The 16,631-nt window shown below is 71.7% G+C and carries 15 protein-coding genes; 11 read left to right on the forward strand and 4 right to left on the reverse strand.

The window, feature by feature from the left end:
• Positions 1 to 194 precede the first annotated feature (194 nt).
• Positions 195 to 1,277: a hypothetical protein gene (locus ACFYNU_RS29095; RefSeq protein WP_356591532.1), complete on the reverse strand. Its 1,083-nt coding sequence runs from the start codon at positions 1,275 to 1,277 to the stop codon at positions 195 to 197.
• A 308-nt stretch (positions 1,278 to 1,585) separates the two neighbouring features.
• On the opposite strand from ACFYNU_RS29095, the gene purN reads away from it, so the two are divergent.
• Together purN and purH are read left to right on the forward strand one after the other, a co-directional pair.
• A complete protein-coding gene (purN, locus tag ACFYNU_RS29100) occupies positions 1,586 to 2,245 on the forward strand; it encodes a phosphoribosylglycinamide formyltransferase (protein ID WP_356591779.1) in 660 nt (219 codons plus the stop codon).
• Positions 2,242 to 3,846, forward strand: a complete 1,605-nt coding sequence (gene purH / locus ACFYNU_RS29105) for a bifunctional phosphoribosylaminoimidazolecarboxamide formyltransferase/IMP cyclohydrolase (protein WP_356591534.1) — start codon at positions 2,242 to 2,244, stop codon at positions 3,844 to 3,846. The genes purN and purH overlap by 4 nt, the downstream gene beginning before the upstream one ends.
• Positions 3,847 to 3,984: 138 nt before the next feature.
• On the opposite strand, the gene ACFYNU_RS29110 is transcribed toward purH, so the two are convergent.
• Positions 3,985 to 4,383 (reverse strand): STAS domain-containing protein, encoded by a 399-nt coding sequence (locus ACFYNU_RS29110; protein ID WP_356591536.1) that lies wholly within the window; start codon positions 4,381 to 4,383, stop codon positions 3,985 to 3,987.
• Between the two features lie 118 nt (positions 4,384 to 4,501).
• Positions 4,502 to 6,154 carry a PP2C family protein-serine/threonine phosphatase gene (locus tag ACFYNU_RS29115; protein ID WP_356591538.1) on the reverse strand — a complete coding sequence of 551 codons (1,653 nt, stop codon included), beginning with the start codon at positions 6,152 to 6,154 and terminating at the stop codon, positions 4,502 to 4,504.
• A gap of 237 nt (positions 6,155 to 6,391) precedes the next feature.
• On the opposite strand from ACFYNU_RS29115, the gene ACFYNU_RS29120 reads away from it, so the two are divergent.
• Together ACFYNU_RS29120 and ACFYNU_RS29125 are read left to right on the forward strand one after the other, a co-directional pair.
• Positions 6,392 to 6,742 (forward strand): STAS domain-containing protein, encoded by a 351-nt coding sequence (locus tag ACFYNU_RS29120; protein ID WP_356591540.1) that lies wholly within the window; start codon positions 6,392 to 6,394, stop codon positions 6,740 to 6,742.
• Between the two features lie 84 nt (positions 6,743 to 6,826).
• Positions 6,827 to 7,279, forward strand: coding sequence for an ATP-binding protein (locus ACFYNU_RS29125; RefSeq protein ID WP_356591542.1), 453 nt, complete (start codon positions 6,827 to 6,829; stop codon positions 7,277 to 7,279).
• A gap of 140 nt (positions 7,280 to 7,419) precedes the next feature.
• Here the strand turns inward: ACFYNU_RS29125 and ACFYNU_RS29130 are convergent, their stop codons facing one another.
• The gene (locus ACFYNU_RS29130) at positions 7,420 to 8,034 is read right to left on the reverse strand and encodes a hypothetical protein (RefSeq protein WP_356591544.1); all 615 of its coding nucleotides are present in this window, start codon (positions 8,032 to 8,034) and stop codon (positions 7,420 to 7,422) included.
• A 257-nt stretch (positions 8,035 to 8,291) separates the two neighbouring features.
• Here ACFYNU_RS29130 and ACFYNU_RS29135 point away from each other — a divergent pair, with 257 nt between their 5' ends.
• The 7 genes from ACFYNU_RS29135 to ACFYNU_RS29165 all read left to right on the forward strand — a co-directional run bounded on the left by ACFYNU_RS29135 (position 8,292) and on the right by ACFYNU_RS29165 (position 16,582).
• Positions 8,292 to 9,158: a bifunctional methylenetetrahydrofolate dehydrogenase/methenyltetrahydrofolate cyclohydrolase gene (locus ACFYNU_RS29135; RefSeq protein ID WP_356591546.1), complete on the forward strand. Its 867-nt coding sequence runs from the start codon at positions 8,292 to 8,294 to the stop codon at positions 9,156 to 9,158.
• 11 nt (positions 9,159 to 9,169) lie between these two features.
• Complete coding sequence (locus ACFYNU_RS29140; protein WP_356591548.1) at positions 9,170 to 9,691, forward strand: DUF3017 domain-containing protein; 522 nt, start codon at positions 9,170 to 9,172, stop codon at positions 9,689 to 9,691.
• Between the two features lie 414 nt (positions 9,692 to 10,105).
• Positions 10,106 to 11,125: an XRE family transcriptional regulator gene (locus ACFYNU_RS29145; RefSeq protein WP_356591550.1), complete on the forward strand. Its 1,020-nt coding sequence runs from the start codon at positions 10,106 to 10,108 to the stop codon at positions 11,123 to 11,125.
• Positions 11,126 to 11,719: 594 nt separating this feature from the next.
• Positions 11,720 to 12,709 (forward strand): malate dehydrogenase, encoded by a 990-nt coding sequence (locus ACFYNU_RS29150; RefSeq protein WP_356591552.1) that lies wholly within the window; start codon positions 11,720 to 11,722, stop codon positions 12,707 to 12,709.
• A 105-nt stretch (positions 12,710 to 12,814) separates the two neighbouring features.
• Positions 12,815 to 13,984 (forward strand): DUF5954 family protein, encoded by a 1,170-nt coding sequence (locus ACFYNU_RS29155; protein WP_356591554.1) that lies wholly within the window; start codon positions 12,815 to 12,817, stop codon positions 13,982 to 13,984.
• Positions 13,985 to 14,352: 368 nt separating this feature from the next.
• Positions 14,353 to 14,841 (forward strand): phospholipase, encoded by a 489-nt coding sequence (locus tag ACFYNU_RS29160; protein WP_356591556.1) that lies wholly within the window; start codon positions 14,353 to 14,355, stop codon positions 14,839 to 14,841.
• A 232-nt stretch (positions 14,842 to 15,073) separates the two neighbouring features.
• Positions 15,074 to 16,582 carry an aldehyde dehydrogenase family protein gene (locus ACFYNU_RS29165; RefSeq protein ID WP_356591558.1) on the forward strand — a complete coding sequence of 503 codons (1,509 nt, stop codon included), beginning with the start codon at positions 15,074 to 15,076 and terminating at the stop codon, positions 16,580 to 16,582.
• The last annotated feature ends 49 nt before the right edge of the window (positions 16,583 to 16,631 follow it).

Here is a 16,631-nt window from a genome sequence, read left to right on the forward strand (position 1 = left end):
GCGCTTTGTGTGGCGCGGGGGGGGGGGGCCGGGCGGGGCGTGGTGTTTTTCCCGCCGCCTTGTGTCGCCCCCCCCCCCCCCCCACACACCCCCCCCCCCCCCCCCCCCCCCCCCCCCCCCCGCGCGGCGCCCCCCCCCCCCCCCGCCGGGGGGGGGGGCCCCCCCGCCGCTCGTACGAGTGGTGTGGCCCGCGGCTACTTCTGGACGCCGAAGATCGGGACCAGCGAGTCGGGAAGCTTGTCGTTGCAGGCCAGTTGGCCCGTCTTCGTCAGCGCGTCGTTCACGCACGTGTAGTAGTCGCGGTAGACGAGCTGCACGGTGAACGTCCCCGCCACGATCAGCAGCGCGAGGGACGCCGTCACGATGCCGCTCACCGCGGCCGTCGTCTGCGGCTTGTGCGTCGTCGTGCCCTGGACCGGTGCGCCCGGCGGCGTGCCCGGTACGGGCGGTGCGCCCGGCGGGGTCGGCGCGGGCGACGCCGTACCGGATCCCGTGTCGGAGTCCGTACCGGATCGCGGGCCGGACGTCGTCGTACCCACGTCGGAACGGTCGGCGCCCGTCCGCTCGGCCGTCGGACGCGGCAGCGGCGCCTTGGCCCGCAGCGAGCTGATGCCCCAGTACAGGGCGAGTGCGCCGAGGAGCAGCGCGACCTCGGGGAGGTCGAAGAGGGCGAAGAAGAACGCCCACATGCCCGAGAGGATCGAGTACCGGGCACGGCGCTGGAACGGGTCGGTCGGGTCCCAGCGCAGACCGCCCCTGCCGGGCCGGCCGTCCGGACCGTCCTGGCGGCCACCGGGGCCGTTCTGCCCGCCGCCCGGTCCGTTCTGGCCGCCGGGCCTGCCGCCGAAACCGCCCGACGAGCGGCCCGGCTGACGGCTGCTCCACTGGCTGCCCCAGGACGAACGGTCACCGCCCGACGACTGGTCGTCCGGCGTCCCGCCGCCGTTCTGGGGGTGGCGCGGCTGCCACGGCTGCTCGGGCCTGTCCTCCGGCGGCGGCGCGAACGGATTGTCGTCCGAGGATCCGGAGCTGCCCGAGGACCCGGAGGACCCCGAGGATCCCGGGCCGCCGCCGGACCCGGAGCTGCCCGAACCGCCGGAAGAACCGGAGGACCCCGAAGAGTCCCCCGGCCCGGAGCTGCCCGAGGACCCGGAGGACCCGGAGGACTCCGGGGATCCCGAAGGCCCGGAGGACGAGGACTGGCGTTCCCGCAGCAGAAGCACCGGCCCGGTGGGCTGCGGGACAGGGAGTGCCGTGCGGTGTCGTCGGTCCGGCATCTGGTGAACGTCTTCCCCTCAGACCCTTGGCGTAAGGGGTCTTGTGTCGTATGGCCCGTCCTGGAGACAGGTCCGTGTCCCCAGACGCTACCTCCCGGCCGCGCCCCCGTCCCCCGGGGGCCGTTCGGTGTGCCGGTATCGTTGCTGACGGTCGGCGCATTCGTAGAGTTCCCCGACAAGGGAGACACGACTCGTTCGTACGACCACACAAAGCCGTACGACCCGCACGACCCGCGAGGCTCTGCTCGCGTCCAGAAAGGCGTTCCGCCGTGGCCTCCCCGCCGTCCCCGCCCGCCTCCGACGACCCGATGACCCCGCCGGAACCCGGCTCCCCGGTCGAATTCGGTTCCCCGGCCCGGCTCGTGGTCCTCGTCTCCGGCTCCGGTACGAACCTCCAAGCCCTGCTCGACGCGGTCGCCGCCGACCCGCGGGGCTACGGGGCGCGGATCGTCGCCGTCGGCGCCGACCGCGACTCCATCGCCGGACTGGAGCGTGCCGAGCGCGCCGGGCTGCCGACCTTCGTCCGGCGCGTCAAGGACCACGCCACGCGCGACGAGTGGGATGCCGCGCTCACCGAGGCCACCGCCGCGTACGAGCCCGACCTCGTCGTATCGGCCGGCTTCATGAAGATCGTCGGGAAGCGGTTCCTCGCCCGCTTCGGCGGCCGGTTCATCAACACCCACCCCGCCCTGCTGCCCAGTTTTCCCGGTGCCCACGGAGTGCGTGACGCGCTCGCGTACGGGGCGAAGGTCACCGGTTGCACCGTCCACTTCGTCGACGACGGCGTCGACACCGGCCCGGTCATCGCGCAAGGCGTGGTCGAGGTGCGGGACGAGGATCACGAGGACGGTGGCGTCGCTCTCCATGAGCGCATCAAGGACGTCGAGCGACGGCTGCTCGTCGATGTCGTGGGGCGTCTCGCCCGGCACGGCTACCGCATTGAGGGACGAAAGGTAACAATCCAGTGAGCGTCGAAAAGGCCCCGGCGGAGACCGCCGCGGCAGCAGCCGTCGAAGGTACGAAGCGGCCCATCCGCCGCGCGCTGGTCAGCGTCTACGACAAGACGGGTCTGGAGGACCTGGCCCGCGGTCTGCACGCGGCCGGCGTCACGCTCGTCTCCACGGGCTCAACCGCCGGGCGCATCGCCGCCGCCGGGGTGCCCGTCACCAAGGTCGAGGAGCTGACCGGCTTCCCGGAGACCCTCGACGGCCGCGTCAAGACGCTGCACCCGCGCGTGCACGCCGGCATCCTCGCCGACCAGCGGCTCGCCTCGCACCGCGAGCAGCTCGCCGAACTGGGCATCGAGCCCTTCGAGCTGGTCGTCTCCAACCTCTATCCCTTCCGCGAGACCGTCGAGTCCGGGGCCACCCCCGACGAGTGCGTCGAGCAGATCGACATCGGCGGCCCGTCGATGGTCCGCGCCGCCGCCAAGAACCACCCGTCGGTCGCCATCGTCACCAGCCCCGCGCGGTACGGGGACGTCCTCGCGGCCGTACAGGACGGCGGGTTCGACCTGACGACGCGCAAGCGGCTCGCCGCCGAGGCGTTCCAGCACACCGCCGCGTACGACGTGGCCGTGGCCTCCTGGTTCGCGGCCGACTACGCCGCCGCCGACACCTCCGGGCTCCCGGACTTCCTGGGCGTCACGTACGAGCGCGCCGACGTCCTGCGCTACGGCGAGAACCCGCACCAGGCCGCCGCGCTCTACACCGGCGGCTCGGGTGGCGGGCTCGCGGCGGCGGAGCAGCTGCACGGCAAGGAGATGAGCTACAACAACTACACGGACACCGACGCCGCGCGCCGTGCCGCGTACGACCACACCGAGCCGTGCGTCGCGATCATCAAGCACGCCAACCCGTGCGGCATCGCGATCGCCGACGATGTCGCCGAGGCGCACCGCAAGGCCCACGCGTGCGACCCGCTGTCCGCGTTCGGCGGGGTCATCGCCGTCAACCGGCCCGTCTCCGTCGAGATGGCCGAGCAGGTCGCCGAGATCTTCACCGAGGTCATCGTCGCGCCCGGCTACGAGGACGGCGCCGTCGAGGTGCTGGCCCGCAAGAAGAACATCCGGGTGCTGCGCTGCGAGGGCGGCCCCTCCGCCGCCGTCGAGCTGAAGCCCATCGACGGCGGCGCGCTGCTCCAGGTCGCCGACCGGCTCCAGGCCGACGGCGACGACCCGTCGACCTGGACGCTCGCCACCGGTGACGCCCTGTCGGAGGCCGAGCTGCGCGAACTGGCCTTCGCCTGGAAGGCGTCCCGCGCGGTCAAGTCCAACGCGATCCTGCTGGCCAAGGACGGCGCGAGCGTCGGCGTCGGCATGGGCCAGGTCAACCGCGTCGACTCGGCGAAGCTCGCCGTGGAGCGCGCGGGCGAGGAGCGGGCCCGTGGCTCGTACGCGGCCTCGGACGCGTTCTTCCCGTTCCCCGACGGGCTGGAGATCCTGCTGGACGCGGGCGTCAAGGCCGTGGTGCAGCCGGGTGGTTCGGTGCGGGACGAGCTGACGATCGAGGCGGCGAAGAAGGCCGGCGCGACGATGTACTTCACCGGGACCCGGCACTTCTTCCACTGAGCCGGCCGAACCGTCCCACGCCGCCGAACCGCCCCGCGCCGCCGGGCTGTTACGCGGTGACGGCCGCCCCTGTCACGTACCGGGGGCGGCCGTTGTGCGTCTCGGCCGGAGCACCCTCCGACCCGGTCGAGGGCCGGGTCAGGAGTGTTCGCCGCCGGGTACGTCCTGCTGTTCCTCGGCGAGCGCGCTGCCGGTGCCGGCCGGCGGGTCGGTCAGATGGCTGAGGGTGCCGGTCAGCCGCAGGAGGCGGTCCAGGGAGGCGGGGCGCCCGTCGAGATACAGCCGCACCCCGGCCGCGTCGGTGACCCGGTGGATCGCCAGGAGGGTGGCCAGGCCCATGGAGTCGCAGGTGACCAACCGCGAGCAGTCCAGGTGCAGTTGGCGGGTGCGGGGGTGGCGGGACAGTTGTCCGCGGGTCTCGTCCAGGAGCTGCTGGCAGCTGTCGTAATCGAGGTCGCCGTCGATGCTCACGCTCAGCGTGTCTTCATCGGTCAACGAGACGGTCAGCAGCAGGCCGGCGGGCGGAATCGTCGTCATCGGAGCACTCCTGATCCGGATCGTACGGCGCGAACGGTGGGACTCGTCCGGCGCCTGTCGGGCGTGGTTGATCGACGGCCGGCCCGGACCGGCCCGTGCGAGGTTGCCGGGGACGTACTCACGCCGTGAACCTGCCCGGTCCACGTCCGCCCACCGCGCTGAGGTGGTTGTTGCGCGGGGCGGTGATCGCGACCACGGCCATGTCGTCGTGCCGTCCGCCGCGGACCCACTGGGAGGCCAGCGTCTGGATGTGCTCAACCACGGCCGCGGCCGGCATCCCGGCGCACTGGGACAGAGCGTCGTGCAGGCGTTCCTCGCCGTACTGGTCGTCGCCGCGCGGGCCGCCCCTGGCCTCGGTGATGCCGTCCGTGAACAGCACGCAGGTCTCACCGGGCGCGAGGCTGGCCTCCACCGTGACGGCCGTCGCCTCGGGCAGCGCGCCCACCAGGGTGCCGCGTGTACGTGCCTCCTCGACGTGTCCGTCGCCGCGCACGATCAGCGGGGCCGGATGCCCGGCGCTGGTCAGCCGCAACCGCACGCTGCCGGCGTGCCGTACGGCGGAGGCGAGGACGAGCGTCGCGAAGCGGGTGTGGTGCGAGTTGAGCAGGGCGCCGTTGAGCAGGCTGAGGACCCGCTGGTGGTCGTCGGCCATCGGCAGCAGCGCGTGGAGCGTGTTGCGGATCTTGCCGGTGAGTACGGCGGCCTCCAGACCCTTCCCGCACACATCACCGAGGATGACGAGGGACTCCTGGTCCTTGGCGTCGGCGGGCGCGGGGTGGACGTCGTAGAAGTCGCCGCCGACACGTTCGCTCTCGGCCGCCGGCCGGTAGGCGCCGGCGAACTCCACGCCGGAGACGTCGTGCAGCACCGGCGGCAGCAGTTCACGCATCAGCGTCTCGGTGATCGAGCTCTGTTCCGCGTACAGCCTGGCGGCGGAGAGCGCGGCCCCCGCGCGGGCCGCGAACAGCCGGGCGAAGACCTCCTCGTTCTCGGTGAACGGTGCCTGGCCCGCCCGCCGGAGCAGCACCAGGGCGCCGGCGGGCACGCCATGGCCGGGCAGCGGGGTCACCACTATCGAGCCGACCCTGCCGAAGCCGTCGGGCACGATCCAGGCGGGCGCGGCGACGGGGTCGATCCAGCGCGAGGGCACCGGCGGGAAGCCCCGGAGAGCCTCGGACAGACCGGGGACACGGTCGGGTCCGACGCCGATCTGCCGGCGCACCGGCTCACCGTCGCGCGTGCACGAGACCATCGCCAGGCCACGGCCGGCGGTCGGTTCGATCACCAGGGCCGCGTCGGCGAGGTGCCCGGCGGCGAGTTTCGCGGTCGTCGCCGTGCAGCGGGCCAGATTCAGCGACGAGAGAAGTGCGTTCGACGCGTCACCCAGAAAGGCGGTCCGTTCGCGCTCCATGCGCAGCGCCATGCGGGCCAGCAGATGATCGGTGTCGTCCACCAGCCACCACACCACCTCGCCCGCCTCCTCGCAGGTGGGGTGCGCCTCGAAGCTGCGGTCACCGATCTCACCGCGGACGGTGGAGCTGACGGCGGGCGCCGTCACGGCCGTTCCCCCGCCCGACCGGCTTCCGGCCGCGACGGAGGACAGGCTCTGGTGTGCGTTGGCCAGCCATGCGGGCACCGCGCCGCTCACGCCCACGCCGGGCCGCGCGCGCGGGAGCAGCACCGAGGCGGCGTCGTTGAGGAAGCGCACGACCCCGTGCGCGTCCGCGACGAGCACCGGATACGGCGCCAGACGGAGAACGGATCTCTTCATGCCACCACCCGTATCGGTCGGTTGTTCCGCGAAAGTCACCACACTCGTGAGGTCCGCTGCGCGGCCCCGTCACCCCTTTCCTCTCGACATCAGATCAGTTGCCCGCTGAAAACCGTCCCGCACCTCCGACTTTGGCGGCAAAGGCCAGCAGATCACAGCACAATACGCAAAAGCGTTGATAGCGCTCAAGGCCGCCGCCGTTGTGGAGTTGGGGACCTCTCATGGCAAGCTGACGTGGTGCTTGAGGACTCGGAGAACGCGGTCACAGGAACCGTTGAGAATGACGCCTTCATCGTGAAGGTCGCGGGCGGAATCGATTTCGACAGCGCGCGAGAGCTGGCGGAGGCGCTGGCGGAAGCGTGCCGGGTGGACACCGGGCGGACGGTGGTCGACCTGTCGGGGCTGCTGTTCGCCGACTCCGCCGTGCTGCACGTGCTGCTCGGCGCCCAGCGCGAACACCGCGCCGAAGGGCGCCGGATGGTGATCGCCGGACCGTTCAGCCAGACCGTGCGACGCCTCTTCGAGGTCACGGGGACCGCGGACTTCTTCACCATGGCCCCGACCCTCGACGCCGCGGTGACGTCGTAGAGCTGTGGGCAGAGCGGTGACAGAACGGCGGAACACCCGGCGCCACCGCGTGAAGACCCGCCCTCGGGGCAGGCGCGGCATGCGGTGAATACGGAACAGGCACCATACGAAGCCCAAGGCGGAGCCCCGGACGCGGAGTCCGAGCAGGCCCGGCCGCGCCAGCCCCTGCCCGAGAACGCGGCGGCGGCGCGGGCGCGGGTCATGGCGGTGCTGCGCAGCGGGTTCTGCGAGATCGACGAGACCACGCTCGACGACGTCGTGCTCGCGGACGTGCTGCTCGTCACCTCCGAACTGGTCACCAACGCGCTGCGGCACGGCGGCGGCCTGACGGACTTCGTCGCCGAACTGGCCGACGACGGGCTGCGGATCGTGGTGGCCGACGCCAGCGATCAGCCGCCGGTCACCGTCGCGCGCCAACCCGGTGAACACACCGTCGGCGGATACGGCTGGCCGCTCGTCCGCCGGCTGGCCAAGAGCGTCGCCGTCACGATGACGGGCTCGGGCAAACGGATCGAAGCGCTCCTCAGGCTCTCCTGAGGCTTTCCCGAGCGGGTGACTTCCGAGCGGGTGACTTCCGGGCCGGTGACTTCCGCGGCGGAACGCCGGAAGGCCGTAAACCCCGCCGGTACGACGGGTGTTACGGCCTTCCGGGACACGACGCGCGAGCGCGGTGCCGATCAGTAACGGGGGCGCTTGAACCATGCCGCGCCGTCCGCCTTCGACACGAAGACGATCAGCAGAATGCTGAGAACGATGTGGACGATGCCCAGGATGCCACCGAAGGGGTAGAGACCCAGGACGATGGTCAGGGCGCCGTAGACGATCAGCGCGGTACGCAGGCCGCTGCCACCGGAGTTGAACTTGATCGCCAGGACGATCGACGCGACGGCCCACGCGAACGCGATGAAGGTCATGAACCAGACCACGCCGGTCGACTGGTCGACCAGGCTCTGGAACTGCGAGTCGTCGGCCAACTCGTCGCTGTCCTTGGCCGCGTTGAGCGCGATCGCGGCGAACAGGAAGATCACACCGCCGATGAGGCTGAGACCGCCGAGGATCCAGAGGAACACCCGGGACGCCGTCACGCCGCCGGGCATCTGCTGCGGCGCGCCGCCCGTGGGGCCGCCGGGGTAGCCGCCGCCGTAGGGCTGGACCGGGGGAGCCTGCGGGTAGCCGTAGTTGGACGACGGCTGCTGGGGCTGGCCCTGCTGCGGGTAGCCGTAGCCCGGCTGGCCGCCCTGGGGCTGCTGCCCCTGCTGGCCGTAAGGGTTGTTCGGGTCGCCAAAGCTCATGGCGGGTTTCCTCCGTTGGTAATGCGGGGACTTCGCGGAACCGTAAGGAGGTGACGTCATGAAACCGAGCGGTTCTCCCCCCAACACTGCCCGCGCACTGCGCGGCTCATCGTGCTGTTCGGATCATCTTTTTGTCCAGTCGGTATCCGTATGTGTTGTGCAAGTGCAACCTGGGGCGAACGGTTGATCTTGGCCACCGGGCCCCGTACATGACCTTGGATTGGAAGAGCGGTGGGGTCATCCGCGAAGATGGGCCCATGACCGCCCAAATTCTCGATGGCAAGGCCACCGCAGCCGCGATCAAGTCCGACCTGACCGCCCGCGTGGCGGCCCTCAAGGCGCAGGGCATCACCCCGGGTCTCGGGACCCTGCTCGTCGGGGACGACCCGGGCAGCCGCTGGTACGTCAACGGCAAGCACCGCGACTGTGCCGAGGTCGGCATCGCCTCCATCCAGCGTGAGCTGCCCGACACCGCCTCCCAGGAGGAGATCGAGGCAGTCGTACGCGAACTCAACGCGAACCCCGACTGCACGGGCTACATCGTCCAACTCCCGCTTCCCAAGGGCATCGACACCAACCGCGTCCTTGAACTGATCGACGCCGAGAAGGACGCCGACGGGCTCCACCCGATGAGCCTCGGCCGGCTGGTGCTGAACGAGACGGGGCCGCTGCCCTGCACCCCGTACGGCATCATCCAGCTGCTGCGCGCCCACGGCGTCGAGATCAAGGGCGCGCACGTCGTGGTCGTGGGGCGCGGGATCACCGTGGGCCGCTCGATCCCGCTGCTGCTCACCCGTAAGTCCGAGAACGCGACGGTGACGCAGTGCCACACCGGCACCCGTGATCTCTCCACGCATCTGCGGCAGGCCGACATCATCGTGTCGGCGGCCGGGGTGCGCCACATCATCAAGGCGGAGGACGTCAAGCCGGGGGCCGCGGTGCTCGACGTCGGCGTCAGCCGCGACGAGAACGGCAAGATCGCGGGCGACGTCCACCCGGATGTCGCGGGAGTGGCAGGCTGGATCTCACCGAACCCCGGTGGAGTCGGCCCGATGACCCGCGCGCAGCTGCTGGTCAACGTCGTCGAGGCGGCGGAGCGCGCCGGAAGCGGCAGCGGAACGTGAAAGGGGCACCCATGGGTGCTGGTACGAGTGCGGGTGCCGACGCGGCGGAGGAGCCCGCCGGCGGTGGCGCCGCCGCCGACGCGAGCGAGCCGGTGCGGGCGGCGGAGGCCGAGGGGGACGGCGACGCGGCCCCCAGCACCTCGCGGCGCTTCCCGACCGTCACCCAGGACACCGCGCGCCCCGAGGGCGGCGGCCGTGCCGCGGCCGGCGACGCGCCCGCGCCCGCCAGGCAGTGGCCGCTGCTCACCGTGCTGGGCGCGACGGGGCTCGGGCTGCTGATCGTGGGGCTCGACCCGTTCGAGGAGTCGTTCCGCTACGGCACGATCCTGATCGGTGTGGCGTTGATCACCGGCGCGATCCTGCGGCGGGTCATGCCGTCGGTCGGCATGCTGGCCGTACGGTCGCGCTTCACGGACATGGTGACGTACGGCCTGCTCGGTGTGGCGATCGTGCTGCTGTCGCTGATGACGCAGCCGGATCCGTGGCTGGAGATCCCGTTCCTGGAGGATGTGGTCCACTCCACGGTCCCGTAGCCCCTTGGCCGGTTCCACGGTCCCCGTGGTCGGTCCGACGCTGTTCCGCGGGTTTCCGCAGCTCGAAGCAGCAAGACGGCGCCCATCCCCTCCCCCGAGTCAGGACGGGCGCCGTCGGCATGTGGCCAGCGTCATGGACGCGCCAAACGGGATCAAGAGGCGGCAGATGCCTGTGGCATGGAAGTGACCATTCCGCCATGGTGTGATCGTCGGGCAACGGATGCGAGACTGGGGGCCGGAATCGGAGACGGCGCGCGAGGGGGCGCGGGGACTGTCCCGAATGCTCCGGTGCACTCCCATTTCTGGAACTGACACCCCGGCTCCACGCATCCCTTGGGGTAGTCGTCGGCCGGTGTGGGGGCGCGGGCACGGCGGAGCACAATCAGGCGCGTGCGGGGGGACAAGGGGGAAGTAATGCCTCGTTGGAAGGCACTACCGGAGGAGCTCGACCCACAGGTCAGGGAGTTCGCCACGCAGCTGCGCAGGCTGGTGGACAAGAGCGGCCTGAGCATCGCCGCCGTGGCGGACCGCACCGGCTACAGCAAGACGTCGTGGGAGCGGTATCTCAACGGCCGGCTGCTCGCCCCCAAGGGCGCGATCGTGGCACTCGCCGAGGTGACCGGTACGAATCCGCTGCATCTGACGACGATGTGGGAGCTGTCGGAACGGGCCTGGAGCCGTTCCGAGATGCGTCACGACATGACGATGGAAGCGATACGGATATCCCAGGCGCGCGATGCCCTGGGCGAGTTCGGCGGCGACGGCCCCGGCGCGTCCCGTCCGGGCACCGCCGCGCGGCCCGCCGCCTCCGGGGGCTGGCACGGCCCCGAGTCCCCCGGCGCCCCGCAGAGCCCGCCGCAGTCGGCCCCGCCACGGCCTCCGGCCCCCGCAGGCCCTCCTGGCCGGGGCGGCGGCGGGCGCGGCCGGCGCCGGACGGTGATCTTCGTGACGGCCCTCGTCGGCGCGCTGCTGGTGATCGCCGGGGCCGTACTGCTGACGGACCTGGGCGGCGGTGGCGGCGACGACACGGACAAGGTCGCCCGGACGCCGTCGGCGAAGCCGAGCGCCAGCGCGTCGGAACTGCCCGCCGGAGTGAAGTGCGCCGGCGACGACTGCATTGGCGAGGACCCCGAACTCATGGGCTGCGGCGGTGAGTTCGCCGAGACGGCGACGACCGCGAAGGTCGGCACGGCGGTCGTCGAGGTCCGCTACAGCGAGACGTGCGGGGTGGCCTGGGCCCGTATCACCGAGGCGGGGCCGGGCGACACCGTCGAGATAGCGTCCGCCAAGGGCGGCGGCCCACCCCAGACGGGCACGGTGAACGCGGACAAGGACGCGTACACCCCGATGGTCGCGGTGACCTCGGCGGCGGACGCGGAGGCGTGCGCGACGCTGACGACGGGCGTGGAGGGCTGCACGACGGCGGGCGGCTGAGCGGCCCGACTCGACGCCGAGGCCGCCCCTGCCGGGGGGCGGAGCGCTCCGGCTCGCGGCGCCAGTGGACTTACGGGGTGGCTGGTCGCCGTTCCGCCGTGGGGCGGCTGTCGGGGGAGCGGTTCGGCTCGGCGCCGAGGTCGCCCCTGCCGGGGGCGGAACGCTCCGGCTCGCGCTCCGGCTCGCGCTGCGGCGGCTGTCCCGCGCGGCACCCGGTTGTGGGCGGGCCCGAGGTGGGCCTGCCGGCGCGGTGAGCGGTTCGGCTCGCGGTGGCAGTGGACTTACGGGGTGGCTGGTCGCCGTTCCGCCGTGGAGCGGCCGTTGGGGGAGCGGCCCGGCGCGGCACCCGCCCGCGGGCACCGGCCGTGGGCGGGGGCTTCATCGTGCGGAGCGGTACCGGGCCAGGGACCCCGTACCCCACCGTCCGCGACCCCGTCGCGCCCCGCAGGGCGGTACCCCCGCCCCGTCGGATAGCCTGACCGGCGGTTGTCTCTTCACGTCAAGACAAGATTCACCCGCCGTCGGAGAGATGGCCCGCACCAGGGGCAGGGCCCCTGCCGCCCGCCGTTCCACCGCTGTCTAACGGAGACCGCCATGACCCGCACTCCCGTGAATGTCACCGTCACCGGCGCAGCCGGCCAGATCGGATACGCGCTGCTCTTCCGCATCGCCTCCGGCCAACTGCTCGGCGCGGATGTGCCGGTCAGCCTGCGTCTCCTGGAGATCCCGCAGGGGCTGAAGGCCGCCGAGGGCACCGCCATGGAGCTCGACGACTGCGCCTTCCCGCTGCTTCGCGGCATCGAGATCACCGACGACGCGAACGCCGCCTTCTCCGGCGCCAACATCGCGCTGCTCGTCGGCGCCCGCCCCCGTACCAAGGGCATGGAGCGCGGCGATCTGCTCTCCGCCAACGGCGGCATCTTCAAGCCGCAGGGCAAGGCCATCAACGACAACGCCGCGGACGACATCAAGGTCCTCGTCGTCGGCAACCCGGCCAACACCAACGCGCTCATCGCGCAGGCCGCCGCCCCCGACGTACCGGCCGAGCGCTTCACCGCGATGACCCGGCTCGACCACAACCGCGCGATCTCGCAGCTCGCCGCGAAGACCGGCGCCGCCGTCACCGACATCAAGCGCCTGACCATCTGGGGCAACCACTCCGCCACCCAGTACCCGGACATCTTCCACGCGGAGATCGCGGGCAAGAACGCCGCCGAGACGGTCAACGACGAGCAGTGGCTCGCCGACACCTTCATTCCGACCGTCGCCAAGCGCGGCGCGGCCATCATCGAGGCCCGCGGCGCCTCCTCGGCGGCCTCGGCGGCCAACGCGGCCATCGACCACGTCCACACATGGGTCAACGGCACCCCCGAGGGTGACTGGACCTCCATGGGCATCCCGTCGGACGGCTCGTACGGCGTCCCGGAGGGCATCATCTCGTCCTTCCCCGTCACCACGAAGAACGGTGCCTACGAGATCGTCCAGGGCCTGGACATCAACGACTTCTCCCGTGCGCGCATCGACGCCTCGGTGAAGGAGCTGACCGAGGAGCGCGACGCCGTCCGCGAGCTCGGCCTGCTCTGACAGCTTCCCGCACGACACGGCTCCCGCGCCGCCCGCACCTGGGCGCCGGGAGCTTTGTCGTGCCAACCGCCGTACACAGCGCGGCAATTCGCGCACACTGAGTACATGAACGGATACGGAGAGGGGCTGCCGGCGTACCGGACCATCCGCATGACGGTGCAGGACGGTCCGATCGCGGCGTTCGCCGACGAGGAGGCGTGGCGGGCCCGGGAGCGTTATCCCACCATCGTGGGCATGGGGCTGCCGGTCTTCGTCGCGGCCAGGGAGTCGGAGCGGGGCGGCTGGGAGATCCTCGGGTCCGCCGTCGACGCGCCGCAGGGGATCCGCGACTCCCTCGGCTCGCACTTCCGGCGGCTGGCCAAGGAGGCGGGCGACGCCGGGCGGACCCGGGACCTGAAGAAGTGCCGCGCGGCCTACGAGAAGCTCGACTGGGTCGCGGTGGACGAGCTGACGGTGCTCGGTACGCGGTATCGCGTGGTGCGGGTGGAGCAGTTCATCCGGCTGGGTCCCGACGGGCCCGAGCCGCCGCGGCCGTCGGACCCGGACCCCGGTGAGGTCGGGGAGGCGATCCGGCTGCCCGGCCGGCTCAAGGGGTTCGTCATCGATCCGTACACCGGTACGGGCGTGGCGGAGGGGCTGCTCAAGTTCGACCTGATGCAGTTCGTGCTGAAGGCGGGCAGCGCGCCGCCCGACGTGCGCGGGGATTCGCTGCGGGCGGTCGAGACACATCCGGGCGGGGTGCTGCTGCCCGCCGAGTTCGCGATCGCCGAGTGCGGCAAGGACGGGCAGTGGAAGCCGCATTCGGGCTCGGTGGCGAGTCCGCAGGCCGCGCGGGACCGGCTGGCGATGGACTTCCGTGTCATGGCGCCTGTGCAGCGGGATCTGAACGAGGCCGAGCGCGCGGAGTACGCGAGCGCGGCGGACCGGCTGGACGAGAAACGCGGGGCCGGGATCGCGGTGGGCGGGCGGCGGTTCCGCGTGGCGCGGGTGGAGCAGTTGGTACGGATCGGGCCCGACGGCCCGGAGGGACCCCGGCCTTCGGACTTCGACCCGGAACCGCCGATCGAGGCGCACGCGAGGCAACTGCGCGAGGAGGGACTGCTGGACGACGAGGGCGGCGCGCCCGTCGAGTTCAGCGACGAGATGAAGGAGATGAAGCGGCTGATGGACAAGGAGGAGGAGAGACGGGCCGCGCGCAGGCGGGAGAGGGAGGCGAAGAAGGGCTCCACGGTGAAGAAGGGCTCCACCGGGAAGAAGGGCTCCACGGGTTCGTAAGCCTCGAACGGCTCGAAGAACTCGAAGGGTTCCAAGCGGGGCTTCGGCGCACGCGTCCGCACACAACCGCGCGGACGCCGCGAAGCCGTGCCAACCAGGCGCGAACGGGCGCGAGTTCGGCGCCCGTGCGATAGGGGCCCGCCCTAGGGGTGTGTCCGGCGAGTGCCAAATGGTGGCTTATGTCGCCGAGTTGGCCCCCTGTTTCCCACTTGTTTCGTCATGAGCATGGTTACACCGCGCTCCATCTGGGGGACCATTCCGGCGTCGGTCATCGCGCGTAGACCCGGGTGGCGACCGCACCGCTCTCTGAGGAAGCCCCGTGTCACCGGACACGGAGCGTCAACCTGTCTCCCCACCGGAGGATTTCCATGCGCCGTCGACTGGCCGTGCCGCTCGCCGCCCTCGCCCTCGCTCTCCCCGCCACCCTGATGTCGGCGAGCTCGGCCGCCGCCGCGCCGGCCGACAAGCCGCAGGTTCTGAGCAGCTGGACGCAGACCAGCGCCGCCAGCTACAACGCGTGGGTCTCCGCGCGTAACAACCAGGGCTCCTGGTCCGCGTACGGCTTCGACTGGTCCACGGACTACTGCTCGTCCTCGCCGGACAACCCCTTCGGCTTCCCGTTCCAGACGTCCTGTGCGCGCCACGACTTCGGCTACCGCAACTACAAGGCGGCCGGTTCGTTCGACGCCAACAAGTCGCGGCTGGACAGCGCGTTCTACGAGGACCTGAAGCGGGTGTGCAACGGCTACTCCGGCGCCACGAAGACCTCGTGCAACGGCACGGCGTGGACGTACTACCAGGCCGTCAGCATCTTCGGCCGCTCCGCGCTGGTCGACGGCTACAAGACCGCCGCCTGACCTGGTGACGGCACGGCGGTGTGACCCGCCGTACCCCCTGACCGAGAGCCCTTCGCCTCCCCCAGCGAGGGGCTCTCGCGCGTCCGCGAGCCGCTTCGCCTTCCGCGCGCCGAGTGACCCTGAACACTTTCGGCCAGCAATGACGCATGCTTCCCCCTTCCCTGGGCAGGGGCCCGGATCGCCAGTTGTTGCTGGTGGTGGTGGATATCGGGAACGGAAGGCCAAACGCGACGTGTCGGCACAACAGACCATCTTTGTGGGCGGAGAGTGGCGCAAAGCTGTCTCCGGCGCCACCCGCGAGATCATCGACCCCGCCGATGCCCTGCCGTTCGCGGTGGTCTCCGAGGGTGGGGCCGAGGATGTCGACGCCGCCGTCGACGCCGCGCGAAGGGCCTTCGACGGGGGTGCCGGAGAGTGGCCCCGGACGCCCGTCGCCGAGCGCTCGGCGCTGCTGCGTCGGGTCGCCGGGCTGTTGCGGCGGGACCGGGAAACGCTGGGGGCGCTTGAGAGCCGGGACGCGGGCAAGACCGTCGAGGAGGGCCGCGTCGATGTCGACTGTGTCGCCGACGCCTTCGCCTACTTCGCCGATCTCGTGGCCAACGAGGGCGGCGGCCGGGTCGTGGACGCCGGGTCCCCGGACGTGCACAGCGTCGTCGTGCACGAGCCCGTCGGGGTCTGCGCGCTGATCACCCCCTGGAACTACCCGCTGCTCCAGGCGAGTTGGAAGATCGCCCCGGCGCTCGCCGCGGGCAACACCTTCGTCGTCAAGCCGAGCGAGATCACCCCGCTGAGCACCGTCGCCCTGATCGACCTCCTCACCGAGGCCGGACTGCCGCCGGGCGTCGCCAACCTGGTGACCGGCGCCGGTGACCCCGTCGGCGCCCGCATGGCCGAGCACCCCGACGTGGACCTCGTGTCGTTCACCGGCGGACTGGCCAGCGGTACGAAGGTGATGGCCGCCGCCGCGCCCGGTGTGAAGAAGGTCGCGCTGGAGCTGGGCGGCAAGAATCCGAACGTCGTCTTCGCCGACGCCTGCGCCACCGACGAGGGCTTCGACACCGCCGTCGACCAGGCGCTGAACGCCGCGTTCATTCACAGCGGCCAGGTCTGCTCCGCCGGTTCACGCCTCATCGTCGAGGAGCCGCTGCGCGAGCGCTTCGTCGCCGAACTCGCCCGCCGTGCCGCCAAGATCCGCCTCGGCCGGGGCACCGGCGACGGCGTCGAGTGCGGACCGCTCGTGTCGGCGGGGCAGTTGGCGAAGACCGAGGAGTACGTCGCGTCCGCTCTCGCCGAGGGCGCCGTGCTGCGCTCCGGCGGCAAGCGGCCCGAGGCCGGTGAACTCCGGCCCGCCGCCGGGTACTTCTACGAGCCGACCGTCCTCGACCAGTGTCACCGCGAGATGCGCGTCGTCCGCGAGGAGGTCTTCGGCCCCGTACTGACCGTGGAGACCTTCCGTACGGAGGACGAGGCAGTCGCGCTCGCCAACGACACCGAGTACGGCCTGGCCGGCGGCGTCTGGACGGCCGACCCCGGACGGGCCCGGCGCGTCGCCGGTCGGCTGCGGCACGGCACCGTATGGATCAACGACTTCCACCCCTATCTGCCGCAGGCCGAGTGGGGCGGCTTCGGCAAGTCCGGCGTCGGGCGCGAGCTGGGACCGGCCGGTCTCGCCGAGTACCGCGAGGCCAAGCACATCTACCAGAACCTCGCGCCGCGGCCCGTGCGCTGGTTCGCGGGCTGACGCGCCGGCGGTCGACGGACGGCCGATGCCCGTCAACTGCCTTACAGCT

The sequence above is a fragment of the Streptomyces sp. NPDC006643 genome (genome assembly GCF_042870175.1).
In the GTDB taxonomy this organism is placed as follows: domain Bacteria; phylum Actinomycetota; class Actinomycetes; order Streptomycetales; family Streptomycetaceae; genus Streptomyces.